We start from the raw sequence: 23,558 nt of genomic DNA on the forward strand, positions 1-23,558 counted from the left end.
CAACCAGGCATCTCCGACAATACTCCGGAACCCGCCCCTACCACCCGCCGTCGAGGCGTTCCCGCAGCTCCGCGAGGGCGTCGCCGACCACCTGCTGCCCGCGCTCGTCGCCCAGCCTCCGCAGCACCGACAGGGAGGCCCGGTACTCCCGCTCGGCCTCCTCGAACCGGCGCTGCGCGGTGTGCGCCTCGGCCACCCGGGCGAGCAGCCGGGCCTCGGCGGCGTGGTCGCCCATCGCCTGCCGCAGGGCGAGCGCCCGCCCGTACCAGTCGGCGGCGCGAACCGCCTCGCCGAGCGCCCGGTAGCAGCCCGCCGCGCCCTCCAGGGCCCGGGCGCAGAGCGCCTCGTCGTCGGCCGAGCGGGCGTGCTCGAGGGCCGCCCGGTAGTGTGCGCAGGCCTGCTCCCAGCGGCCGGCCGCGGCCTGGAGGTCCCCCAGATTGAGCAGCGCGGCGGCGGCCCGGCGCGGTTTGCCGTGGCGTTCGGCCACGGTCAGCACCTGCTCGTGCAGCTGGTAGAGGTCGGCGGGGGCGGCCGCGCCGGTCAGCGGCAGCGCCCGGAGCAGGGCGGTGACCAGCCGGCCGGCCGAGCCGTCCAGATCGCCCTGGCCGATCGCGTCGGCGACCGCGCCGAGCAGGACGTCGCGCTCGCCGAGCAGCCACTGCCGGGCGTCGGCGGCGGAGCGCAGCCGGAGCGGGCCGGGCAGCGGGTCGGGGCCGGGGCCGCCGGCCGGGTCGAGCAGCGCGCGGGCGGATTCGGTGAGCCGGACCAGCCGCTCCAGCAGCCGGGCCCGGGCCAGTTCGACCTCGGCTGGCCGGTCCTCGCTCTCGCGCAGCCGGACCAGCCGGGGGTAGAGCCGGCCGGGCACCCGGTAGCGCGGGGTCCCGTCGGCGGCGGGGGGCTCCGCACCGAGCAGCTCCCGCTCGGCGAGCGCGGCCAGCATGGTGGCGGCCTCCGGCGCCGGGCAGCCGACCAGGGCCGAGGCGGTCCGCAGGTCGGCCGTCTGTCCCGGTGCGAGGGTGAGGGCCCGCAGCATCCGCGCCTGGGCGGCCGACAGCGTGCCGTAGAGCAGGGTGAACGCGCCGATCAGCGGATCGTTGTCCGGCACCGGAACGGGCTCGGCAGGTTCGGGCCCGGGCTTCACCCAGGCCGCGGGGTCCGTCACCGGGACGGCGGCAGCGGCGGCAGCGGCCGACTCCACCTGCTCGGCCGTCGAGCCGACCCTACCGGCCGTACCGGCCGTACCGACTGCACCGCCCGCAGCGGTACCGGCGGTCCCCGGCTTTCCGGCCCCGGCCGGCCGGCCGGGCGGGGCCGGAACCTGCTCCGGAGTCGGCCCGGAAACGTGCTCCGCGGGCTGTGTCCCGCCGCGCCGTTCACCGCGCTTCGCGCCGCCCCGCGCGGGCCCGGCGGGACGCCTGACACCCTTCCCGTCCCCCGGACCGGCCCCGGCGCCGGCGCCGCCCGGAGCCCGCCCGTCCGCCCCGGTCCCGGCCTTGAGCCCCGCACCGACCCCCGCACCGACCCCCGCACCGGCCCCCGCGTGCAGGGCGCCGCCCTTCGTACGCCCCGGCCCACCGGACGCGCCGGGACCGCCCCGGGCGCTCTCCTTCCCCCCGGAAGCCGTCTCCCCGGCCGCATGCACCCCACCGGCCGCCTTCGCGCCCCCCGCCGGCTTGGCGTCGGCCTCCCGCACCGCCCGCGCCAGCTCCTTCGCGGCATCCGTCACCGCCAGCTTCGGATTGCCCCGCAGCCACCCCGCCATCAGCCGCAGTGCCGCCGGCCGGGCCGCGCAGGCCTCGGCCAGGTCGGCCCCGCCGACCGGGTCGCAGCTGATCCTCGTCCCGCCGACCAGGTCCCCGAGCAGCTCCCCCGAGGCCTGCCGGTCGAGCCCGCCGAGGATCACCGGGTCGATGTCCTCGATGCCGGTGAGCGGCCCGGCGGTGGTGGCCAGGACGAGGCAGCCGGGCTCGTCCGCGAGCAGCGGCCAGAGCTGTCCGGCGTCCCGCACGTCGTCCAGCAGCAGCAGGGCCTTCCGCCCGGCCAGCGCCTCGCGCAGCGCGACGCAGGCCGGTTCGTCCCGGCTGTCCTCAACGGCGCCGGGCAGCGGGACGCCCGCGACGTCCCCGCCGAGCTGCTCCAGCAGTCGGCGGGCGGCCCTGGCGGGCGGCACCCGGCCGCCGTCCGGGGTGGAGAGCCGGGCGAACAGCACACCGTCGGGGTAGTCGGCCGCGACCGTGCGGGCGAACCGGACGGCCAGGGTGGTCCGCCCGGAGCCGGGTCGGCCGGCCAGCACCAGGACCCGGCTGCGGCCCTCGGCCGGGCGTGCGGCGGCGGCCCGCAGGGCGGCGAGCTCGGCACGCCGGCCGACGAGCAGCGCGGGACCGGCGGGCAGCCGGTCGAGCCCGGGAACGTCCTCGACGGATACGCCGGGCCCCGCGTCCATGGTCGCCGTCTTCCTCGCCACCCGTGCCACTCCCGACGTCACCCAGCGCTCAGCGGAGGCGGCCCGGGACGGGCGCCCTGTCTGCGAAGCGTAGTTCGACCGTCCGGCTCCGCCGAGGTGACATCCGGTCGTACGAACCGGTAAGTCACCCCTACGGGTCAACCGCGGGGTGACGCGCCGTCCACCGGCCCGCCGGGAAGGTCACCTCACGAAGCGTCGCCCCACGAAGCAGCACCCCACGAAGCAGCACCGCAGAAGCGTCACCGCGCGAAGCAGCACCGCGGAGTCGTCACCCCCACGAAGCAGCCGCGCCGAGGTCACGCCGGAGGTGTCACGCCGAGAAGGGCCGCGCCGGCCACGGCGAGTCGGCGGGGCGCAGCGCGTCCAGGCCGCCGGGCCCGGTGAGCGCGGCGTGCACGGCGAGCGTGCCGGTGATCAGGGTGGGGTTGTGCAGCTCCCCGGCGTGGATCAGCCGGATCAGCTCGGCGACCGGCACCCGGGCGGTCTCGATCTCCAGTTCCTCGCCGTGCGCCTCGTAGCGCTCGCCCTCGGCGGCGGTGAGGTCGGTGGCGAGGAAGAGCCGCAGCGCCTCGTCCGTGCCGCCGGGCGAGGTGTAGAAGTCGACCAGCACCCGCCAGGTGTCGGCCTTGCAGTGGGCCTCCTCGTACAGCTCGCGCTGGGCGGCGTGCAGCGGGTTCTCGCCGGGGACGTCGAGGAGGCCGGCCGGCAGCTCCCAGAGCCGCTGGCGGACGGGGTGGCGGTACTGGCGCAGGACCAGCACCCGCTCCTGGTCGTCCAGCGCCAGGACGGAGACCGAGCCGGGGTGGGTCTGGTAGTCGCGGCGGGCCCAGCTGCCGTCGGGCATCCGGACCTCCTCGGAGCGCACGCCGGTGACCTTGCCCTGGAAGGGCGTCCCGGTCCCCCGGGTCTCCCACTCCTCGGCCACGTCAAAGATGCTCTGGTCGTCCATCGCTCTCCCCTTTTCGTCAGTACGACACAATCTAACGCCGGACGGCGGCCCCGCGGGAATCGCGGGGCCGCCGTCCGGTGACGTGTCGACGACTACTCCCGGCCGGCGCCCACCGCTCGGCGCCGACCACCGGGCGCCGAGCAGTGGGTACCGACTACCGGGTACCGACTACTGGGTACCGACTACTGGGCGGCCGTCTTGATCTCGATGGCCGCCTTGACCAGACCCGCGAACAGCGGGTGCGGGCGGGTCGGGCGGGACTTCAGCTCCGGGTGGGCCTGGGTGGCCACCAGGTAGGGGTGCACCTCGCGCGGGTACTCGACGTACTCGACGAGGTCGCCCTTCGGAGAGAGGCCGGAGAACTGCAGGCCGGTCTTCTCCAGGTCGGCGCGGTACGCGTTGTTGACCTCGTAGCGGTGGCGGTGGCGCTCCTCGACGTACTGCTCGCCGCCGTAGACCTCACGGACGATGGAGCCCTCGGCGAGCTTGGCCGGGTAGAGGCCCAGCCGCATCGTGCCGCCCAGGTCGCCCTTGCCGTCGACGATCGCCAGCTGCTCGGCCATGGTGGAGATGACCGGGTACTTGGCGGCCGCGTCGAACTCGGTGGAGTTGGCCTCGGGCAGGCCGGCCAGGTTGCGGGCGGCCTCGATGACCACGCACTGCAGGCCCAGGCAGAGGCCCAGCAGCGGGATCCTGTTCTCCCGGGCGTAGGTGATCGCGGCGACCTTGCCGTCCACACCGCGGTCGCCGAAGCCACCGGGGACGCAGATCGCGTCCACGTCGCCGAGCTGCGCCTGGGCGCCCTCGGGCGTCTCGCAGTCGTCGGAGGTGACCCACTTGATCTCGACGCGGGCGTTGTTGGCGAAGCCGCCGGCGCGCAGCGCCTCGGTCACCGACAGGTAGGCGTCCGGCAGGTCGATGTACTTGCCGACCAGCGCGACCTTGACGATGTGCTGCGGCTCGTGGACGCGGCGCAGCAGGTCGTCCCAGGTGGTCCAGTCCACGTCGCGGAACGGGAGGTCCAGCCGGCGGACCACGTACGCGTCCAGGCCCTCGCCGTGCAGGACCTTGGGGATGTCGTAGATCGACTTGGCGTCGATGGCCGCGACCACGGCCTCCTCGTCCACGTCGCACATCAGCGAGATCTTGCGCTTGATGGCCTGCGGGACCTCGCGGTCGGCGCGCAGCACGATGGCGTCCGGCTGGATGCCGATGTTGCGCAGCGCGGCCACCGAGTGCTGGGTGGGCTTGGTCTTCAGCTCGCCCGAGGGGCCGATGTACGGCAGCAGGGAGACGTGCACGAAGAACACGTTGTCCCGGCCGACCTCGTGACGGACCTGGCGGACGGCCTCCAGGAAGGGCAGCGACTCGATGTCACCGACCGTGCCGCCGACCTCGGTGATCACCACGTCGACGTCCTCGGTCGCCATCCGGCGGATCCGGGCCTTGATCTCGTTGGTGATGTGCGGAATCACCTGGACGGTGTCGCCCAGGTACTCGCCGCGGCGCTCCTTGGCGATGACCGTCGAGTACACCTGGCCGGTGGTGACGTTCGCCGAGCCGTGCAGGTTGGTGTCGAGGAACCGCTCGTAGTGGCCGACGTCGAGGTCGGTCTCGGCACCGTCGTCGGTGACGAAGACCTCGCCGTGCTGGAACGGGTTCATGGTGCCCGGGTCCACGTTGAGGTACGGGTCGAGCTTCTGCATCGTCACGCGGAGTCCGCGGGCCTTGAGCAGGGCGCCCAGGCTGGAGGCGGTGAGGCCCTTGCCGAGCGAAGAGGCGACACCCCCGGTGACGAAGAGGTGCTTGGTCGTCACGGCGCGGCCGTTCGATGCCTTGCCGGAATGGGGCTGTGCCAAGAGGGGGCTCCCGTGGGTCGCGTGTCGAAGGTGACGTGGGCGGGAAGCTCTCGGCTCGCCTGGCGCGACGGGAGTGCGGTGTGGTGCACGGCACTCGATGAGTCGTCGGTTCGGCTGGTCCGGGGCGTTTGATCCCACCGGTCCACGGGATACCAGGGTATCAGTGCCCCGGCCCGGACGCGTTCCGGCCCGCTCGCGGCGCTCGGGAACCACTCCGTCGGCGCACCACCGGCGCACCACCCGGCGCACGCGTCACACCGGTCGCACCACCGGCCCGAGCGGGCCACTCCGCGGCGCTCGGGCGGGTCATGGAGCCCCCTCCCGACGGACCATCCGGAGGTGATCCTTCCGAGCCATCCTTTACGGCTCCCCCACGATGCACGGCATTTCCGCCGAATTGTGGCGCCACGCAGGGCTGCGCCCGCGTGCTTCGCCCCTTTCGTCCGTCGTAAGCTGCACGGACGCATCGCCGACAGCACGAGCAAGCGGAGGGCGTGGGAGGGCAAGGACACCTCTCGGTCCCCGATGCGCGACCGGACCTCCCCGTTATCCAGCACCTCCCCACCCACCCTGGGGCTCGACCGGGCCCCGCGCGGACACTCCAGCAAGGCCTGCCACCACCCCCGGCAGGCCGGACGTCCCGGGGTGACCCCCGGCCCCGCAGACCCGCTGGCTCTCCCCGGATCGCCGATGCGTCGTGACCACATTGCGAACTGGAGATCCACGTGGCCGGCCGTATCGAGGACTACGCACTCATCGGGGACATGCAGACCGCTGCCCTGGTCAGCAGGGACGGAGCGGTCGACTGGCTGTGCCTGCCCCGCTTCGACTCGCCGGCGGTGTTCGCCGGCCTGCTGGGCACCGATGAACACGGCTTCTGGCGGATCGGCCCGGCCGAGGTGATGGCCGCCGAGCTGCCGGCCACCCCCGCGCCGGCCCCCGACACCCCACACGTCCGGTACACCGACACCGGCGACCTGCGGGTCCCCCCGCCCACCGCGGCCGCGCCGGCCGTGCCCGCCGACCGGCGCCGCTACCGGGGCGACTCACTGATCCTGGAACAGGAGTGGGACTCCCGGGGCGGCAGCGTCCGGGTGATCGACTTCATGCCGCCGCGCCCGCTGGCCGGCCGGGACTCCGTCCCGCAGATGATCCGGATCGTCGAGGGCCTGTCCGGCACCGTCCGGATGCGCTCGGCGGTGCGGATGCGGTTCAGCTACGGCCGCGTCGTGCCCTGGGTCCACCGCGTCGAGCAGGCCGACGGCGGCCACCGCACGGTGGCCGTTGCCGGCCCCGACTCGGTCTGGCTGGACGGCGAGGCCGACACCTACGGGCGCAACCTCACCACCTACGCGGACTTCACCGTCCAGGCCGGCGAGCGGATCGCCTTCGCGCTCACCTGGCAGGCCTCGCACCTGGACGCGCCCAAGGCGCCGGACGCCGAGGAGATGCTCGACGCCACCGCGGACTTCTGGCACGAGTGGGCCGGCCAGTGCACCTACCAGGGCCCCTACCGGGAGGCGGTGATCCGCTCGCTGATCACCCTCAAGGGCCTCACCTACGCCCCCACCGGCGGCATCGTCGCCGCCCCCACCACCTCCCTGCCCGAGGACATCGGCGGCGAGCGGAACTGGGACTACCGCTACACCTGGCTCCGCGACGCCGCCATCACCCTCTCCTCGCTGCTGCGCACCGGCTACCGCGACGAGGCCCGCGCCTGGCGCGAGTGGCTGCTGCGCGCCGTCGCCGGAGACCCGGAGAACCTGCAGATCATGTACGGCATCGCCGGCGAGCGCGAGCTCACCGAGTCCTCGCTGGACTGGCTGCCCGGCTACGAGGGCTCCCAGCCCGTCCGGGTCGGCAACGGCGCCGCCGGCCAGCTGCAGCTGGACGTCTACGGCGAGGTCGTCGAGGCCCTGCACCTGGCCCACATGACCGGCCTGGTCCGCAACGACCACGCCCACCACCTCCAGCTGCGGCTCATCGACTACCTGGAGGACCACTGGACCGAGCCGGACGAGGGCATCTGGGAGGTCCGCGGCCCGCGCCGGCACTTCGTCCACTCCAAGGTGATGGCGTGGGTGGCGGTCGACCGGACCATCAAGCTGCTGGAGCAGAACCCCGAGGACGCCCCCTCCGACGGCCACCTGGAGCGCTGGCGCACGCTGCGGGCGACCATCCACCGCGACGTCTGCGAGAAGGGCTACGACCCGGAGCGCAACACCTTCACCCAGTACTACGGCGGCAAGGAGCTGGACGCCTCGCTGCTGCTGATCCCGCAGGTCGGCTTCCTCCCGCCGGACGACAAGCGGGTGATCGGCACCATCGAGGCGATCCAGCGCGAGCTCTCCACCGAGGACGGCTTCGTGCTGCGCTACCCGACGCACGACGAGAGCGGCAACAACGTGGACGGCCTCTCCGGCCACGAGGGCGCGTTCCTGGCCTGCTCGTTCTGGCTGGCCGACGACCTCGCCATGATCGGCCGGGTGCAGGAGGCCCGCGAGCTGTTCGACAAGCTGCTGTCGCTGCGCAACGACCTCGGCCTGCTCGCCGAGGAGTGGGACCCGCGGGAGAAGCGCCAGGTCGGCAACTTCCCGCAGGCCTTCAGCCACGTCCCGCTGATCGACACCGCGCTGCGGCTGACCGCCTGCGGCGGGGCCTACCTCTCCGCCCAGCCGGACGCCCCGGCCGTCGACCGGGCCGAGCAGGCCACGGTCTGAGCGGTGCCTGCCCGGGCGGCCACGGCCCGGGCAGGCCCGGTCCCACCCGTCGCGGTTCGGACCGGCCGCTCGGCCCGGCTACGGGGTGCGCTGCACCAGCTCGTCGTAGGTGCTGAGCACCTGGGCCACCGTGGCGGCCTCGTCCGGCCAGGTCTCGGCCTGCTGCCGGCCGGCGGCCACCAGGCGCCGACGGCGCTCCGGGTCGGCCAGCAGCTCGCGCACCGCCCGGCCGAGCGCCGCCGCGTCGCCGGGCGGGACCAGCACGGCGGCGTCGCCGACCAGCTCGGGGATGCCGCCGACGGCGGTGGCCACCACCGGGACGCCGGCCCGCATCGCCTCCTGGACCGCCAGCGAACGGGCCTCCCAGCGGCTGGAGACCACCAGCACGTCGGCCGCCGCCAGCAGGTCCGGCACGTCGGTGCGGTAGCCGAGCAGCCGGACCTCGGCCTTCTCCGCGGCCGCCCGCTCACGCAGCCCGGCGGCCTCGGGGCCGTCGCCGGCGATCAGCAGCAGCGGCCGCGGATCGAGCCCGGCCAGCTCGCGGGTGGCGTCCAGCAGCACCCCGAAGGCCTTCTGCGGGACGAGTCCGCCGACCGCCAGCAGCAGCGGACGGTCCGGGCCGTCGCCGAGCAGCGCCGCCCGGGCCTCGGCCCGCTCCAGCCGGCCCTCGGGCACCGGCGGGGCGGCCACCGGGCCGAGCCGGGCGTCGGTGGCACCCAGCTCGCGGGCCCGGGCCACCAGGTCGGAGGAGGCGCCGAGCACCAGGTCGGCGGCCCGGGCCACCCGGCGCTCCATCAGCCGCTGGAGCCGCCGCTCCATGCCGGTGGCCAGCAGCGCGTGGTGCGAGGTGACCACCAGCGGGGTCTCCGGGCGCAGTCCCGGGAAGCGGCCGGCGGTGCGCAGCGCCAGGTCCGACAGCAGCCCGGCGCGCAGGCCGTGGGCGTGCACCACGTCGGCGCCGGTGAAGGCACGGCGCAGCTCGCCGATCGCGGTGGCGTCGCTGCGGGCGCCCGCCGTGGGGGTGATGTCGACCAGGTGGAACCTGGCTCCGGTGCGGGAGAAGCCGAACAACGCGTCCGTACCGGCGGGCGCGCAGACCGTGACGGTCACTCCGTGCGCGACCAGGCCCTGTGCCAGGGAGCGCACGTGCGCACCGATGCCGCCGGTACTGGCGGCCAGGACGAGCACCACGTGCAGCTGACCCGGTTCTGGGGCGGCCGCGGTGGCCCGGGCGGCGGAATGGTCCACGTCGTCTCGCATCCGACTCGATCAGGTTCGCGCGCCGCGTCGCGAGGATTGCCCGCCGACGGCGCTCGGGACTGGAAAGCCAGTGTCCAGCCGCCACCATGCCAGGTCGGCGGCCCTCTTGGACAGTCGGCGCCACGGGGGGCGCGTCGCGGTCCGCCGGAGGGCCGCCGGGCCGGGCGGCGGAGGCTAACGGTGGCGCGGAGCCCGGGCGGCGGCCAGCAGTTCCTCGGCGTGGGCGCGGCCCAACTCCGAGTCCTCCAGGCCGGCGAGCATCCGGGAGAGCTCGCGCACCCGCTCCTCGTCGTTGAGCACCTTGACGCCGCTGCGGGTCACGGTGCCGTCGTTGGTCTTCACCACCACCAGGTGGCGGTCGGCGAAGGCGGCGACCTGCGGCAGGTGGGTGACCACCACGACCTGGGCCGACTCGGCCAACTTGGCCAGCCGGCGGCCGATCTCGACCGCGGCCTTGCCGCCGACGCCGGCGTCCACCTCGTCGAACAGGTACGTGGGGACGGGGTCGGCGCCGGCGAAGACCACCTCGACGGCGAGCATCACCCGGGACAGCTCACCGCCGGAGGCGCCCTTGGCGATCGGGCGGGGCTGGGCCCCGGGGTGCGGGGCGAGCAGGACCTCGACCTCGTCCACGCCGTGCGGGCCGTAGGCGACGGTGCGGCCGTCGACCTCGAGGCCGGAGAGGTCGTCGACCTGGGCGATCGCGAAGGTCACCCGGGCGTGCGGCATCGCGAGTTCGGCGAGTTCGGCGGAGACGGCCTCGGCGAAGCGGCCGGCGGCGGCCTGCCGGGCGGTCGAGACCTCGCCCGCGAGCTCGGCCAACTCGGCGCGCAGCGCGGTCTCCTGGGCGCCGAGTTCGTCGATCCGCTCGTCGTCGCCGTCGAGCTCGGCGAGCCGGGCGGAGCCGTTGTCGGCCCAGGCGAGCACCTCCGCGAGGGAGTTCTCCGGGCCGCCGTACTTGCGCAGCAGCTGGGCCAGGACGGCCCGGCGGTCCTCGACGGCGGCCAGCCGGACCGGGTCGGCGTCCAGGTCGTCGGCGTAGCCGGCCAGGTCACCGGCGACGTCGGCCAGCAGGTAGCCGACCTCGTTGAGCCGGTCGGCGAGGCCGGCGAGGCGCTCGTCGTGGTGGCGGACGGCGTCCAGGGCGCGGCGGGCCTGGGCCAGCAGGGTGCCGGCGTCCAGCGCCTCCGGGTCGGCGGGGTCGCCGGCCAGCGCGGCGTGGGCCAGCGTGGCGGCGGAGGAGAGCGCGTCGGCGTGGCCGAGCCGCTCGGCCTCGGCGCCCAGTTCGACGTCCTCGTCGGCGACGGGCTCGGCGGCGGCCACCTCGTCCAGGCCGAAGCGCAGCAGGTCGGCCTCCTGGGCGCGCTCGCGGGCCCGGGTGGTCAGCTCCTCCAGGGTGGCCGAGACCTCCCGCAGCCGGCGGTAGACCTCGCGGTAGCGGGCCAGCGGCTCGGCCACCGCCTCGCCCGCGTACCGGTCCAGGGCGCCGCGCTGGCGCGCCGGCCGGAGCAGCCGCTGCTGGTCGGTCTGGCCGTGCACGGCGATCAGGTCCTCGCCGAGCTCGGCCAGCAGCCCGACCGGCACGGCCCGGCCGCCGACGTACGCCCGGGAGCGGCCCTCGGCCGAGACGGTCCGGCTGATCAGCAGCGCGCCGTCGTCGAGTTCGGCGCCGGCCTCCAGCGCGCGGACCGCCGCCGGGGAGCCCTCGGGCAGTTCGAGGCGGCCCTCGACGACCGCTCGTCCGGCGCCGTTGCGCACCAGAGCGGGGTCGGCCCGGCCACCGAGCAACAGGCCGAGGCTGGTCACCACCATGGTCTTGCCGGCACCGGTCTCACCGGTCACGGCGGTGAAGCCGGGGGCCAGTTCGACCACCGCATCGTCGATGACCCCTAGATCCCGTATCCGCATCTCGTCCAACACGGTGACGACCTTACGAGGTTCCGGCCCCGGCGCGCGACGAGCGGCAACTCCACGCCCCTCAAGTTCATCCCTTCCGGGGCGTTTCGGCGGGGCTGGGCACGGTGCACCAGGGCAGGAAGATCTGCGCGAGCGGGCCGATGGCCAGCGCGTATGCGACAGTGCCGACGCCCGCGGTACCACCGAGCAGGACTCCGGCGGCCAGCACGGTGAGTTCGATTCCGGTCCGGATCAGCCGCAGCGACCGGCCGGTGCGCCGGTGCAGGCCGGTCATCAGGCCGTCGCGCGGGCCCGGGCCGAAGCGCGCGCCGATGTAGAGGCCGGTGGCCAGGCCGTTCAGCACGATCGCGCCGGCCATCAGCGCGATCCGGGCCGGCAGCGGTCCGGGCGTGCCGGTCACCCGGAGGGTGAGGTCCATCGCCGCGCCGATCATCAGCACATTGGCCACGGTCCCGAGCCCGGGGCGCTGGCGCAGCGGGATCCAGAGCAGCAGCACCAGCGCGCCGCAGATGGTCACCCAGGCGCCCACCGAGAGGCCGGCGGTGCGCTGCAGGCCCTGGTGGAAGACGTCCCACGGGTCGAGGCCGAGCCCGGAGCGCAGCATCAGCCCCATGCTCGCCCCGTAGAGGGAGAGCCCGACCAGCAGCTGCGGGAGGCGGCGGCCCAGTGCGTGGGTGTCGCCGAGCAGGCGGACGGCGAGGGAGGGGCGCCGCGCCGTGACGGCGGGCGCGGGGGTGGTCGGTCGCGTGGTCGTGGTGGCCATCGGGCTCTCCCGCAGGTGGTGCTGCACCGTACGGGCCCGGCCCGCGACGGTGGCGGACTCGATGGCCGCCCTGCCATGATGGACAGGCCAAAGCGCCCCCCTCCAGGGCCAATTCCGAGCAAGTGGACTGATCAGCCATGGCCGACTGGCACACCACCGTCACCGCCGCCGCACTGGCCCGGCTGCTCGACGCGGCCCGGCTGCCCGAGCCGGCCACCGCCCGCCGCCCCGCCTACCGGACGCTGGCCGGGCAGGTCCGGCTGCTGGTCACCGAGGGCCGGCTGCCGGTCGGGGCCCGGCTCCCCGCCGAGCGCGAGCTGGCCCTGGCGCTGCGGCTCAGCCGCACCACCGTGGCCACCGCGTACGAGGCGCTGCGCGCCGAGGGGTACCTGCACAGCCGGCGCGGATCCGGCAGCTGGACCGCCCTGCCCGAGGGCGCCCCGCCGCCCGGCGACGCGCTGCACCCGGTGCCGCCGGACGAGCAGGGCCGCACGCTGGACCTCGGGGTCGCCGCGCTGCCCGCCCCGCAGCCCTTCCTCGGCGCGGCGGCCGCCCGGGCCGTCGAACAGCTCCCCGCGTACGCCGCCGGGCACGGCAACTACCCCACCGGCGTCCCGGTGCTGCGCGAGGCGGTGGCCCGGCGCTACACCGAGCGCGGCCTGCCGACCACCCCCGACCAGATCCTGATCACGATCGGCGCGATGGGCGGGCTGCACCTGGTGCGGCAGGCGCTGATCTCCCGCGGCGACCGGGTCGCCGTCGAGGCGCCCAGCTACGCGCACACGCTGCAGGCCCTGCGCCTGGGCGAGGCGCGCCTGGTGCCCGTCCCCTACGGCTGGCCCGGCGGGCCGTCCCGGCAGCCCTCCTGGGACCTCGCCGAGTGGCGCCGGGTGCTGCGCGGCGCCACGCCCAGGGCCGCCTACGTGATCCCGGACTTCCACAACCCCACCGGCGCCCTCGTCCCCGAGGAGCAGCGCCGCGAACTGCTGGCCGCCGCGCGGGCCGCCGGCACGATCGTGCTGGCCGACGAGACCACCGCCGAGCTCGGCTGGGGCCTCGCGCCGGACGCCGTGCTCCCCCGCCCGATGGCCGCACTGGACCGGTCCGCCCAGGTGGTCACCGTCGGCTCGGCGGGCAAACTGCTCTGGGGCGGCCTGCGGATCGGCTGGGTCCGGGCGGCCCCCGCGCTGGTGCGCCGGCTGGCCACCGCCCGGGTCTACAGCGACGTCGGCGCCCCGGTGCTGGACCAGCTGATCGCCGCCGAGCTGCTCGGCGAGCCGCTGGCGGCCGTCCGCGCCCACCAGCTGGACCGGCTGCGCTCCACCGCCGAGGCCTTCGCCCGCGCGCTGCGCGAGCGGCTGCCCGCCTGGCGCTACGCCGCTCCGCCCGGCGGGCTCGCGCTCTGGGTCTCCACCGGGGGCCTGTCCGGCGCGGCACTGGCCCAGGCCGGGGAGCAGGGCGGCGTACGGATCGCGGCGGGCAACCGCTTCGGCTCGGACGGGGCCTTCGAGCACCACATCCGGATCCCGCTCACCCTCCCCGCCGCGGCCGTGCCCGCCGCCGTCGAACGCCTCGCGGAGGTCGCCGCCCGGGCCGCCGTCGGCGGCCGCTGGAGCGCGGGCGACGACAGCCAGCCGCTGGCGGTCTGAGGGCCGCCCACGGCGAAGGGCCCGGGCCGCCGGTGATCGAAACCGGCGGCCCAGGCCCCTCCGTCAGTGCGTTTCGGCCCGGCCGCGCCAACCCGTCACCGGCAGCGCGAACTTCGCCACCAGCCGGTCGGTGAACGGCGCCCGGTGCAGTCGCGCCAGCCGCACCGGCGTCTGCCCCCGGCGGACCTCCACCCGGGCCCCGGCCGGCAGCTCCACCGAGCGCCGCCCGTCGCACCAGAGCACGCCGTGCGGGGTCTTCGGCTGCACCTCGACCGCCAGCACCGAGTCCGGCGAGGCCACCAGCGGCCGGGCGAACAGCGCGTGCGCGCTGATCGGCACCATCAGCAGGGCCTCCACCTCGGGCCAGACCACCGGGCCGCCGCCGGAGAACGCGTACGCCGTCGAACCGGTCGGCGTCGCACAGACCACCCCGTCGCAGCCGAAGTTGGAGACCGGACGGCCGTCCACCTCGGTCACCACCTCCAGCATCCGCTCCCGGGACGCCTTCTCGATCGAGGCCTCGTTCAACGCCCAGTCCTGGTGGACCACATCGCCGTTGGTCCGGACGATCACGTCGAGCGTCATCCGTTCCTCGACCTCGTATTCGGCGTCGACGACCCGCTCCACCACGACCGCGAGATCGTCCCGCTCGGCCTCCGCGAGGAAGCCCACCCGGCCCAGGTTGATGCCGAGCATCGGCAGCCCGTGCTCCCGGGCCAGCTCGGCCCCGCGCAGCAGCGTCCCGTCCCCGCCGGCGACCAGGATCAGCTCGCAGCCGTCCGCCGCGCCGGGCCCGCCGGCCACCCGCTCGACGCCGTCGGGCAGGTCCAGGTCGACCGCCTCGGCCGCGAGCAGCCTGATCCGGATGCCCGCCTTCAGCAGGCCGTGCACCAGGCCCTCGACGCTGCGCAGCGCGGCCTCCCGGCCGGTGTGCGCGATCAGGAAGACCGTACGTCCCTCACTCATGCGCGCCCCTCTCCGCCCGTCCCGACAGCTCCGAGGTGCCCCCGTCTCCCCACGGTAGCCGCGGGCGACGCGTACCCCTCGACAGCTCTCCCCCGGATCTCGGCCGGGACTACCCCCACGGTTCGCTCGCTCATGCCCGCTGCCCTCTCCCTACGTCGGCCGGGTCGCCCTCGGCCCGGTGCGGCCGCGTCACTCAGCATGACGGACCGGACGTCCGCAGAGCACCCTACCGGGGGCCTTCGGCGACGGCCCGGTCCGCCTCCGCCGGGTCCAACGGCGGGGCGTCCCGGCGCAGCCAGAGGAAGTACTCGACGTTCCCCGACGGCCCCGGCAGCGGGCTCGCGGTGACCGCCCGCACGCCCAGCCCCTGCTCCCACGCCTTCCCGGCCACCTGCCGGATCATCTCGGCGCGCAGCTGCGGGCTGCGCACCACGCCGCCGCTGCCCAGCCGCTCCTTGCCGATCTCGAACTGCGGCTTGACCATCAGCACCAGGTCCGCGTCCTCGGCGGCGCAGCCGGCCAGCGCGGGCAGCACCAGGCCGAGCGAGATGAACGAGAGGTCGCCGACCACCAGGTCGACCGGCGAACCGCCGATCAGCTCCCGGGTCAGCTCGCGCACGTTGGTGCGGTCCATCACCGTCACCCGCTCGTCGCTCTGCAGCGACCACGCGAGCTGTCCGTAGCCGACGTCCACCGCCAGCACGCCGGCCGCCCCGGCGCGCAGCAGCACGTCGGTGAAGCCGCCGGTGGAGGCGCCCGCGTCCAGCGCCCGGCGGCCCTCGACCACCAGGCCCTGCGGGACGAAGGCCGCGAACGCCCCGGCGAGCTTGTGCCCGCCGCGCGAAACGTAGTCGGGGTCGTTCTCGTCGTTCGCCACCACGACCGCCGCCGCGGTCTCCACCTGGGTGGCCGGCTTGGTCGCGGTGGTGCCGCCGACGGTCACCCGGCCGGCCGCGATCAGCTCGGACGCGTGCTCGCGCGACCGGGCCAGCTTGCGGCGGACCAGCTCCGCGTCGAGACGGCGTCGTGCCACTGCCACTGGTGTTTCAGCTCCTACGGGTCATCGCGAACGGTCGGACCCAGCGGGTCGATCCTGGTCGAGCGCGGCCAGCGTGTCGGTCAGCCGCTGGTGAACATCTTCGTACACCGCGACGTGTGCCTCGGTCGGCACCCCGTCCAACGCCTCCAGCCGGGCCAGCGCGGCGTCGACGGCCGGGTGGCCGGTGGGAGTCGGCTCGACGCCAAGCGGCAGCGGCTCATCGATGCCGAGGAAGGCGTCCGGGACGGCGCCCACGGCGGAGTCTGCGGCGAGGTCCCGGGCCGGGTCCGCCGGGCGGATGACGGGCGCGGGGGCGGTGCCCGGGCCGGGATCAGGCATCGGGCTTCCTGGTGCTGCTCTTGCGGACGGTGGTCTTCCTGGTCGCCGTCCGCTTCTTGGCGGGCGGCTCCTGGCCGGCGGCCTGCGCCGCCTTCTTCGCGGCGGCCCGCTCGGTGGTCGCGGCGGCGGTCTTCTTGACGGCGGTCCGCTTCGCGGGAGCCTTCTTCGCCGCAGCCTGCTTGGCGGCGGGCTGCCGCTCGGCGGGCTGCTGCTCGGCGGGCTTCTTGGCGGCAGCCTTCTTCACGGCAGCCTTCTTCACGGCGGGCGCCTGCGCTGCGGGCTTCTGCGCGGCAGGCACCTGCGCGGCGGCCTTCTTCGCCACCGGCTTCTTCGCCGCGGGCTTCCGCTCGGCGGGCTTCCCGGCTGCGGGCTTCTCGGCCGCCGGCTTCGTCGCCACCGCCGGCGGCACCGGCGGATCGGTCTCCACCGGCTCGTCGACCTCGACCCGCTCGGCCACTATCGGCTCGCCGCCCACCCGCGCCGCGGGTGCCGCCGGCTCGTCGTCCAGCTCCCAGCCGTGCCCGAACAGGGCGTCGGCGCGGGGCGCCGGCGCCGCCGTGCCGGGCTCCTCCTCCTGCGGCGACGCGGCCGGAACGGCCTCCTCCTCGACCTCGCGGAGCTTGCTCTCCAGGTAGGCGAGCACCACGCCGACCTTGGTCACCTGGTCGCCGACCTTCTCGAAGGCCTTCTCCACCTCGCTGCGCGCCACGCCGACCGCCAGGTCCACCCCGGCCCGGCCGGCGGTCACCGCCTCCTCGGCCAGGGTCTGCAGCGACTTCGCGGACGGCGGGAACGGCCCGCCCAACCGCCGCTCCACCTCGGCGACGTCGACCCCGCTCATCTCCAGCAGCCCGGCCGCCGTCCCGACGACCCGCTTGCCGACCTCCTCCACCAGCCCGGCGGCGACCTCCACCGCTCCCCGCACCGTCTTCGGCAGCATCCGGGTGCCTCCTTAGCGCCTGCGCGCATCGCTCCGTCGCCGTCGGTACCCGGACCGGTTCCGGGCACCCCACCGACGACGCTACCGCCAAAACCCGCCTGCGGTACCGTGGCCCCGCAGTGACCGCCGCCGTCGCACAGGGAGTGGACCAGCCGCCATGGCCAACGCCGAGGAGTGCCGGACGGCACTGGAGCAGCTCAGCCGGAACCTGGCGAAGTCCACCGGCAACGTCCGCAAGGCGGCCGACCTCGACCGCTCCCTCACCTGCCGGATCACCGACCTCGACCTGACCTTCACCGGCCGGCTGCGCGACGGCCGGATCGAGGACGTCACCGAGGCACCCGGCCCGCCCGCCACGAAGGCCGAGATCCGGCTCACCATGAGCAGCGACGACCTGGTCGCCCTGGTCGGCGGCACGCTCAACTTCGCGGCGGCCTGGGCCAGTGGCCGGGTCCGGCTGGAGGCCGGCTTCCGCGACCTGCTGCGGCTGCGCACACTGCTCTGACCGGGCGGCCCGACCGGCCCGCGCCCCGGCACCCGTTCGTGGGGCCGGCCGCCCGGACCGCCCGGCCGGCCCCGGGGCTCAGAACCCCAGCTCGGCCAGCGCCTTGCGCCCGTCCGACGGACCGCCGTCCGCGTCCAGTGCCGTCCAGGCCGCCGCGCAGAGCGCCCGCAGGCCGTCCCAGCGGTCCGAACCGGTGCTCTCCAGCTTCAGCACCCCGTCCTGCGCCACCACGACCCAGCCGCCGCAGCCGAACCCGCCGCCCGGCTGCACGGCGACCGGCGGGTGCGCCACCAGCAGCCCCCGCAGGTCCTCCGCGAGGTACGTCGGCCGGTGCTCCACCGGCGCCGAGAGCAGTTGCGCCGCCGTGGTGACCCCGGTGAACACCAGCAGGCTGTCGACGCCGCCGTTGAACGCGCCCTCGATGTCGGTGTCCAGCCGGTCCCCGACCACCAGCGGGCGCTCGGCACCGGTCCGCAGGACGGTCTCCCGGTGCATCGGCGGCAGCGGCTTGCCCGCCACCTCGGGCTCCACACCCGTCGCCGCGCGCACGGCCGCCACCAGCGCGCCGTTGCCCGGCGCGATCCCGCGCGCGGTCGGCACCGTCAGATCGGTGTTGGAGGCCACCCACGGCAGCCCGCTCCGCACCGCGTAGGAGGCCTCCGCCAGGTGCGTCCAGCCCACCGAGGCGTCGAAGCCCTGCACCACCGCGAGCGGCTCCTCGGCCAGCGTGCGGACGGCCACCAGGCCGCGCTCGGCCAGCGCCTCCTCCAGGCCCAGGCCGCCGACCACCAGGACCTTCGACCCGGCCGGCACCTTCTCGGCGACGACCCGGGCGGCCGCCTGCGCCGAGTTGATCACGTCGTCCGGCTCGGCCGGCACTCCCAGCTCGGTCAGGTGCGCGGCCACCACCCGCGGCGGGCGGGAGGCGTTGTTGGTCACGTACGCCAACCGCATCCCGGCCGAACGCGCCGACGCCAGCGAGTCCGCCGCGTGGTCGATCGCGTCGGGCCCGGCGTAGACCACGCCGTCGAGATCCAGCAGTGCCGTGTCGTACGCCTCGGTGAGCGGGCGCTCACTGCCGCCGGGGGCGGTCCGTCGCTCGGTGGTGGCCGTCTCGGTCATGCCTTCGCTACCTCATTCACTGCGTCGATTTCCCGTCATCCGTCTCGTCCCGGGTCCGGCCGCCGGGGACTTCGTCGTCCCCCGCGCCCCGGTCGGCGGCCGCCGGCAGCCCGCCGGGTGACGGGCGGGGTCCGGTGTACCCCGGCGCCCCCGGAAGCAGCGGGCCGAACGCCCCGGCGCGGGCCGCCAGGGTCGCCCGGGTCTGCCGCAGCGCGGACCGGTAGTGGTCGGTGTCCGGCCGCATCGCGACGGCCAGGGCCAGGTGCTCGGCGGACGTCTCGAAGTCGCCCAGCCGGGCCGCCGAGACGCCCCACCCGAACTGAGCGTAGTCGTCGGACGGATCGGCCAGGGCCACCGCCCGGAAGTTCTCCAGCGCCGCCGCGTACGAACCGGCGTCGAACTGCGCCCGCGCCAGCATCTCCCGGATGCTGCGCGAGTGCGGCTCCGCCGCGGCCGCCCGCGCCAGCAACTGCTCGGCCGCCGCCGGATGCCCCTGGGCCAGCAGCTTCCCGCCCCGGCGGAACCACTCGTAGACGTCCCCCGCGGGCTCCCCGGCCCGGCCCTGCTCCGCCCCGCCCCCGGGGCCGTCGAAGCCCTCGCCCGAACTCCCGGCGCCCGCCGACCCGTTCACCACACCGTCCGCGGAGCCGTCCGCCCCGCCGCCGCCGTCCAACCGCTCCTGCCCACCACTCATGCGCCCACCTCGCCGCCCGCGCCGACCGCCTCGCGGGACGCACAACGCTGCGTCGACCGCCCACTGCGCTCTCTCACGCCGTACCTCGCCCTCGGTCACGACACCCGCCCGCTCCGGACCAGCACGGGTGTTCCGATCTCTGAACAACGCGTACCCGATTACGATGCCCAGAATGAGCACACCCAGTGCAGAAAGCGGAGCGGAGTCTCCGCAGGGCGGCCCCGGTAACCCCGGCCACGTCGCCACCGCAGGTCTGTCCCTCTCCCCCTTCCGCGGCCTCCGCTACGTCCCCGACCGGGTCGGCGCCCTGGCCGCGGTCACCTCACCGCCGTACGACGTCGTCGACCCCGGCCGCCGGCTCGATCTGGAGACCGCCGACCCGCACAACGTGGTCCGGCTGATCCTGCCGCGCCCCGAACCCGAGGACGCCGGCGACCGGCCCGACCGCGACACCCGCTACCGGCACGCCGCCCGGCTGCTGCGCGCCTGGCAGCGCGAGGGGGTCCTGGCCGCCGACCCGGAGCCGGCGCTGTACGTCTACGAGCAGCGGGTCCCCGCCACCGGCGACTCCCCGGAGCTGCTCCAACGCGGCCTGATCGGCGCCCTCGCCGTCAGCGGCAGCGAGGCCGGCGTCGTCCTCCCCCACGAGGACGTGATGCCCCGGCCGGTGGCGGACCGGGTCGGTCTGATGCGCACCACCCGCGCCAATCTCGAACCGCTGCTGCTCACCTACCGGGGCAACGGGGGCGCCGCCGGGGTGATCGAACGGGCCGTCGAGGACGACCCGCTGCTCACCACGACCACCACCGACGGCACCCACCACAGGCTGTGGGCCGTGACCGACCCCGCCGGGATCGCCGAGATCAGCCGCGACCTGGCCACCTGCCGGGCGCTGATCGCCGACGGCCACCACCGCTGGGAGATGTACCTGCGGCTCCAGCGGGAGCACCGCCACCTGCCGCGCAGCCCCTGGGACCGGGGCCTGGTGCTGCTGGTCGACACCGCCCGCTACCCGCTGCGGGTCCGCGCGATCCACCGGGTGCTGTACCGGCTGCCGATCGCCGCGGCCCTGGAGAAGCTGGGCGACCAGTGGCGGATCAAGGAGGTACCCGGCCCGCTCGCCACTGCCCTCCAGGCCCTCGCCGAGCAGAAGCGGCAGGGCGGCAACGGGTTCGTGCTGACCGGCGGCGACGGCGTCTACTGGCTGATCGGCGAGCCCGAGGAGGCCCTGCTCGACGCCAGCGTGCCCCACGACCGGCCGGAGGAGTGGCGCCACCTGGACGCGACCGTGCTGCACGCCACCCTGCTCGACCACACCTGGCGGGTCCCCGACGGCCCGGACGACATCGGCTACCTGCACACCGCCGTGTCCGCCGAGCGCGAGGCCGCTCGAACCGGCGGCACGGCGGTGCTGCTCCACCCCGTGCGCGAGAGCGTGGTCCGCCGGCTCGCCGAGCAGGGCGTCACCATGCCCCGCAAGTCCACGTCCTTCGGCCCGAAGCCGGCCACCGGGCTGGTCCTACGCAGTCTCGAACTGGGCTGAGCGTCCTGCGGCCGGGCCGTCCGGTCGCGCCCGGACAGCAGTGAGGCCCTGCCGCACCCCGGAGTTTCCCGGGGTGCGGCAGGGCCTCACTCACCTACTGGCCGCGCGTGTCAGCCCTTGGCGTCGGTGGACCGCTCCGGCACCACGCCGTCGAAGTCCTCGTCGATCTCCAGGTCGTCCTCGTCGTAGAACTCCTCGACGTCTTCCTCGTCCTCGAAGATCTCCCGCTCGTCCGGCACGCCGCCGCGCGACTTCGCCGGAGCCGGAGCCGGAGCCTCGTCCTCGGCCTCGTCCCGCGCGACCTCGTCCTCGATCTCGGGGTCGAGCGCGTCGACGAACTCCAGGCCGTCGATCTCGGCCAGCCGCTCGGACGCGTTGGTGGCACCGTCGGTGTCGGCCTCGGCGGCCTTGGCGAACCAGTCGCGGGCCTCGTCGCCCCGGCCGGCCGCGATCAGGGCCTCGGCGTACGCGTACCGCAGGCGCGCGGTCCACGGGTGCACGGCGCTGGAGGCCAGCTCCGGGCTCTGCAGGGTGACCACCGCCGCCTCGAACTGCTCCATGTCGCCGCGGGCACCCGCCGCGACCAGGCGCATCTCGACCTGACCGGCCTTGTCCAGCTGCTTGACCTCGGCCTCGCCGGCCATCGCCAGCGCCCGCTCCGGGCGGCCCAGACCGCGCTCGCAGTCCGCCATCACCGGCCACAGGTCCGCCCGACCGGTCATCCGACGGGCGGCGCGGAACTCGGTCAGCGCCTCGGAGTAGCGCTGGGTCATGTACGACGCGAAGCCGGCCGCCTCACGGACGGCGGGCACGCGGGACGCGAGCCGCAGCGCGACGCGGGAGTACTGGTAGGCCTCCTCCGGCTCGGTGTCGAGCAGGCGGGCGACCATCACCAGGTTGCGGGCGACATCGTCGGCGAGCGTCTTGGGCAGGCTCTTGAGCTCCTGGCGGACATCCGCGTCCAGCTCGAAGCCGGTGACGTCCTCCGGGATCGGCAGCCGCTTGACGGGCTCGAAGTTGCCCCGGCGGTCGTCGTAGTCCCGGCCGCCGCGGTCGTCGCGGTCGCGGTTGTAGCCGCCGGAGGGACGGTCGTCACGGCGGTAGCCACCGCCGCCGGAGGGGCGGTCGTCACGACGGAAGCCACCACCGGAGGGACGGTCGTCGCGGCGCGGACGGTCGTCACGGTCACGGTTGAAGCCGCTCGGGCGGTCGTCACGACGGAAACCTCCGCCACCGGACGGACGGTCATCGCGACGGAAGCCGCCACGGTCGTCGCGGTCGCGGTTGAAGCCACCGCCGGAGGGACGGTCGTCGCGGCGGAAACCGCCACCGGACGGCCGGTCGTCGCGGTCACGGTTGAAGCCGCTCGGGCGGTCGTCACGACGGAAGCCACCGCCGGACGGACGGTCGTCACGGTCGCGGTTGAAACCGCCGCCCGAGGGACGGTCGTCACGGCGGAAACCGCCGCCGGAGGGGCGGTCGTCGCGGCGCGGACGGTCATCACGGTCGCGGTTGAAGCCACCGCCGGAGGGACGGTCGTCGCGGCGGAAACCGCCACCGGACGGACGGTCGTCACGGTCACGGTTGAAACCGCCGCCCGAGGGACGGTCGTCACGACGGAAACCGCCGCCGGAGGGGCGGTCGTCACGACGCGGACGGTCATCACGGTCGCGGTTGAAACCACCGCCGGAGGGACGGTCATCGCGGCGAAAACCACCACCCGAGGGGCGGTCGTCACGACGGAAGCCACCGCCGGAAGGACGGTCGTCACGGTCACGGTTGAAACCACCGCCCGAGGGACGGTCGTCACGGCGGAAACCGCCGCCCGAGGGACGGTCATCACGGCGGAAACCGCCGCCGGAGGGGCGGTCGTCGCGGCGCGGACGGTCGTCACGGTCACGGTTGAAACCACCGCCGGAGGGACGGTCGTCGCGGCGGAAACCGCCACGGTCGTCGCGGTCGCGGTTGAAGCCACCACCCGAGGGACGGTCATCACGGCGGAAGCCACCGCCCGAGGGGCGGTCGTCGCGGCGCGGACGGTCGTCACGGTCACGGTTGAAACCACCGCCGGACGGACGGTCATCGCGACGGAAACCGCCGCCACCGCCGGAGGGGCGGTCGTCACGGCGGAAACCGCCGCCGCCACCGGACGGACGGTCGTCACGGCGGAAGCCACCACCGGACGGACGGTCATCGCGGCGCGGACGGTCGTCACGGTCACGGTTGAAGCCACCACCGGACGGACGGTCATCGCGACGGAAACCGCCGCCACCGGAGGGGCGGTCGTCACGGCGGAAGCCACCGCCGGACGGGCGGTCGTCGCGGCGCGGACGGTCGTCACGGTCACGGTTGAAGCCACCACCCGAGGGGCGGTCGTCACGACGCGGACGGTCGTCACGGTCGTCGCGACGCGGACCTCGGTCGTTGGACCAGCCCCCACGAGACCGGGGCTCGTAGCCGCGGCCGTCGTCCGATCGACGCTCGGGACGGTCCTGGGGCTGGTTCGACATTGTGGTGACTCCTCTTGTTGCTTCAGCTCTACCGCGGATGGAGGCGACACCACTGCCCTCGCGCGGTTCGATGCCGGCCTCCTGGCCGAGCACCATCTCCATTGTCCGGCATCGACCGGGACCCCGCGCCTGGGCGAAAGTCCCCTGTCGTGCCGGGGTGCATACGTGCGTAAAAACAAAAAGGCCGCGGCCCCAGCGAATCGCTGGGGCCGCGGCCTTGAATAATTGTTCGGCGGCGTCCTACTCTCCCACAGGGTCCCCCCTGCAGTACCATCGGCGCTGTGAGGCTTAGCTTCCGGGTTCGGAATGTAACCGGGCG

The 23,558-nt window shown here is 75.1% G+C and carries 17 protein-coding genes, 1 rRNA gene and 1 pseudogene; 4 read left to right on the plus strand and 15 right to left on the minus strand.

Features of this window, described 5'->3' with window-relative positions; all coding sequences use genetic code 11:
* Window positions 1-37: 37 nt before the first annotated feature.
* From ABZ497_RS24315 to ABZ497_RS24325, 3 genes are all read right to left on the minus strand, one after another.
* On the minus strand, window positions 38-2,464 hold the full coding sequence (locus tag ABZ497_RS24315) for a tetratricopeptide repeat protein (protein ID WP_359808216.1): 2,427 nt from the start codon (window positions 2,462-2,464) through the stop codon (window positions 38-40).
* Window positions 2,465-2,774: 310 nt separating this feature from the next.
* Entirely contained in the window at window positions 2,775-3,413 is a 639-nt protein-coding gene (locus tag ABZ497_RS24320; RefSeq protein ID WP_359808218.1) for an NUDIX hydrolase, read from the minus strand.
* Between the two features lie 182 nt (window positions 3,414-3,595).
* Complete coding sequence (locus ABZ497_RS24325; RefSeq protein ID WP_329490166.1) at window positions 3,596-5,272, minus strand: CTP synthase; 1,677 nt, start codon at window positions 5,270-5,272, stop codon at window positions 3,596-3,598.
* Between the two features lie 725 nt (window positions 5,273-5,997).
* Here ABZ497_RS24325 and ABZ497_RS24330 point away from each other — a divergent pair.
* Window positions 5,998-7,992, plus strand: a complete 1,995-nt coding sequence (locus ABZ497_RS24330; RefSeq protein WP_359808220.1) for a glycoside hydrolase family 15 protein — start codon at window positions 5,998-6,000, stop codon at window positions 7,990-7,992.
* A 78-nt stretch (window positions 7,993-8,070) separates the two neighbouring features.
* Here ABZ497_RS24330 and ABZ497_RS24335 read toward each other — a convergent pair whose 3' ends face one another.
* The 3 genes from ABZ497_RS24335 to ABZ497_RS24345 form a co-directional block, all read right to left on the minus strand.
* Entirely contained in the window at window positions 8,071-9,240 is a 1,170-nt protein-coding gene (locus tag ABZ497_RS24335) for a glycosyltransferase family 4 protein (protein WP_359808221.1), read from the minus strand.
* 186 nt (window positions 9,241-9,426) lie between these two features.
* On the minus strand, window positions 9,427-11,160 hold the full coding sequence (recN, locus tag ABZ497_RS24340; RefSeq protein WP_359808237.1) for a DNA repair protein RecN: 1,734 nt from the start codon (window positions 11,158-11,160) through the stop codon (window positions 9,427-9,429).
* A gap of 76 nt (window positions 11,161-11,236) precedes the next feature.
* Window positions 11,237-11,782 carry a hypothetical protein gene (locus ABZ497_RS24345; RefSeq protein WP_359808239.1) on the minus strand — a complete coding sequence of 182 codons (546 nt, stop codon included), beginning with the start codon at window positions 11,780-11,782 and terminating at the stop codon, window positions 11,237-11,239.
* Window positions 11,783-12,069: 287 nt separating this feature from the next.
* Here ABZ497_RS24345 and ABZ497_RS24350 point away from each other — a divergent pair, with 287 nt between their 5' ends.
* On the plus strand, window positions 12,070-13,581 hold the full coding sequence (locus tag ABZ497_RS24350; RefSeq protein WP_359808223.1) for a PLP-dependent aminotransferase family protein: 1,512 nt from the start codon (window positions 12,070-12,072) through the stop codon (window positions 13,579-13,581).
* Between the two features lie 63 nt (window positions 13,582-13,644).
* Here the strand turns inward: ABZ497_RS24350 and ABZ497_RS24355 are convergent, their stop codons facing one another.
* From ABZ497_RS24355 to ABZ497_RS24370, 4 genes are all read right to left on the minus strand, one after another.
* Entirely contained in the window at window positions 13,645-14,547 is a 903-nt protein-coding gene (locus ABZ497_RS24355) for an NAD kinase (RefSeq protein WP_359808225.1), read from the minus strand.
* A 226-nt stretch (window positions 14,548-14,773) separates the two neighbouring features.
* Entirely contained in the window at window positions 14,774-15,580 is an 807-nt protein-coding gene (locus tag ABZ497_RS24360) for a TlyA family RNA methyltransferase (protein WP_329492300.1), read from the minus strand.
* Between the two features lie 27 nt (window positions 15,581-15,607).
* Window positions 15,608-15,925 carry a hypothetical protein gene (locus tag ABZ497_RS24365; protein ID WP_359808227.1) on the minus strand — a complete coding sequence of 106 codons (318 nt, stop codon included), beginning with the start codon at window positions 15,923-15,925 and terminating at the stop codon, window positions 15,608-15,610.
* Window positions 15,918-16,865: a hypothetical protein gene (locus ABZ497_RS24370; protein WP_359808229.1), complete on the minus strand. Its 948-nt coding sequence runs from the start codon at window positions 16,863-16,865 to the stop codon at window positions 15,918-15,920. Before ABZ497_RS24370 ends, ABZ497_RS24365 begins: the two co-directional genes overlap by 8 nt.
* Before the next feature lie 157 nt (window positions 16,866-17,022).
* Between ABZ497_RS24370 and ABZ497_RS24375 the strand changes: the two genes are divergently transcribed.
* Window positions 17,023-17,370, plus strand: coding sequence for an alkyl sulfatase C-terminal domain-containing protein (locus tag ABZ497_RS24375; protein ID WP_352296101.1), 348 nt, complete (start codon window positions 17,023-17,025; stop codon window positions 17,368-17,370).
* Window positions 17,371-17,448: 78 nt separating this feature from the next.
* On the opposite strand, the gene ABZ497_RS24380 is transcribed toward ABZ497_RS24375, so the two are convergent.
* Together ABZ497_RS24380 and ABZ497_RS24385 are read right to left on the minus strand one after the other, a co-directional pair.
* Window positions 17,449-18,492 (minus strand): HAD-IIA family hydrolase, encoded by a 1,044-nt coding sequence (locus tag ABZ497_RS24380; RefSeq protein ID WP_359808231.1) that lies wholly within the window; start codon window positions 18,490-18,492, stop codon window positions 17,449-17,451.
* 16 nt (window positions 18,493-18,508) lie between these two features.
* The gene (locus tag ABZ497_RS24385; protein WP_359808233.1) at window positions 18,509-19,186 is read right to left on the minus strand and encodes a tetratricopeptide repeat protein; all 678 of its coding nucleotides are present in this window, start codon (window positions 19,184-19,186) and stop codon (window positions 18,509-18,511) included.
* Between the two features lie 172 nt (window positions 19,187-19,358).
* Here ABZ497_RS24385 and ABZ497_RS24390 point away from each other — a divergent pair, with 172 nt between their 5' ends.
* Window positions 19,359-20,729, plus strand: coding sequence for a DUF1015 domain-containing protein (locus tag ABZ497_RS24390; protein ID WP_359808235.1), 1,371 nt, complete (start codon window positions 19,359-19,361; stop codon window positions 20,727-20,729).
* A gap of 110 nt (window positions 20,730-20,839) precedes the next feature.
* Here the strand turns inward: ABZ497_RS24390 and ABZ497_RS24395 are convergent, their stop codons facing one another.
* The 3 genes and pseudogenes from ABZ497_RS24395 to rrf form a co-directional block, all read right to left on the minus strand.
* A complete protein-coding gene (locus ABZ497_RS24395; RefSeq protein ID WP_352296141.1) occupies window positions 20,840-21,727 on the minus strand; it encodes a tetratricopeptide repeat protein in 888 nt (295 codons plus the stop codon).
* A gap of 138 nt (window positions 21,728-21,865) precedes the next feature.
* Window positions 21,866-23,239, minus strand: a pseudogene (locus ABZ497_RS24400) (hypothetical protein); the annotation flags it as partial.
* Window positions 23,240-23,466: 227 nt separating this feature from the next.
* Window positions 23,467-23,558: ribosomal RNA gene (gene rrf / locus ABZ497_RS24405) — 5S ribosomal RNA — on the minus strand; the annotation flags it as partial.

Source organism: Kitasatospora sp. NPDC005751 (assembly GCF_040630835.1).
In the GTDB taxonomy this organism is placed as follows: Bacteria; Actinomycetota; Actinomycetes; order Streptomycetales; family Streptomycetaceae; genus Kitasatospora.

Excerpts from the sequence above, each read along its gene's own strand:
- ABZ497_RS24320 (WP_359808218.1), bottom strand. The coding sequence starts at position 3,413 with ATGGACGACCAGAGCATCTTTGACGTGGCCGAGGAGTGGGAGACCCGG.
- recN (WP_359808237.1), bottom strand. The coding sequence starts at position 11,160 with ATGCGGATACGGGATCTAGGGGTCATCGACGATGCGGTGGTCGAACTG.
- ABZ497_RS24345 (WP_359808239.1), bottom strand. The coding sequence starts at position 11,782 with ATGGGGCTGATGCTGCGCTCCGGGCTCGGCCTCGACCCGTGGGACGTC.
- ABZ497_RS24350 (WP_359808223.1), top strand. The coding sequence starts at position 12,070 with ATGGCCGACTGGCACACCACCGTCACCGCCGCCGCACTGGCCCGGCTG.
- ABZ497_RS24355 (WP_359808225.1), bottom strand. The coding sequence starts at position 14,547 with ATGAGTGAGGGACGTACGGTCTTCCTGATCGCGCACACCGGCCGGGAG.
- ABZ497_RS24365 (WP_359808227.1), bottom strand. The coding sequence starts at position 15,925 with ATGCCTGATCCCGGCCCGGGCACCGCCCCCGCGCCCGTCATCCGCCCG.
- ABZ497_RS24370 (WP_359808229.1), bottom strand. The coding sequence starts at position 16,865 with ATGCTGCCGAAGACGGTGCGGGGAGCGGTGGAGGTCGCCGCCGGGCTG.
- ABZ497_RS24375 (WP_352296101.1), top strand. The coding sequence starts at position 17,023 with ATGGCCAACGCCGAGGAGTGCCGGACGGCACTGGAGCAGCTCAGCCGG.
- ABZ497_RS24380 (WP_359808231.1), bottom strand. The coding sequence starts at position 18,492 with ATGACCGAGACGGCCACCACCGAGCGACGGACCGCCCCCGGCGGCAGT.
- ABZ497_RS24385 (WP_359808233.1), bottom strand. The coding sequence starts at position 19,186 with ATGAGTGGTGGGCAGGAGCGGTTGGACGGCGGCGGCGGGGCGGACGGC.
- ABZ497_RS24390 (WP_359808235.1), top strand. The coding sequence starts at position 19,359 with ATGAGCACACCCAGTGCAGAAAGCGGAGCGGAGTCTCCGCAGGGCGGC.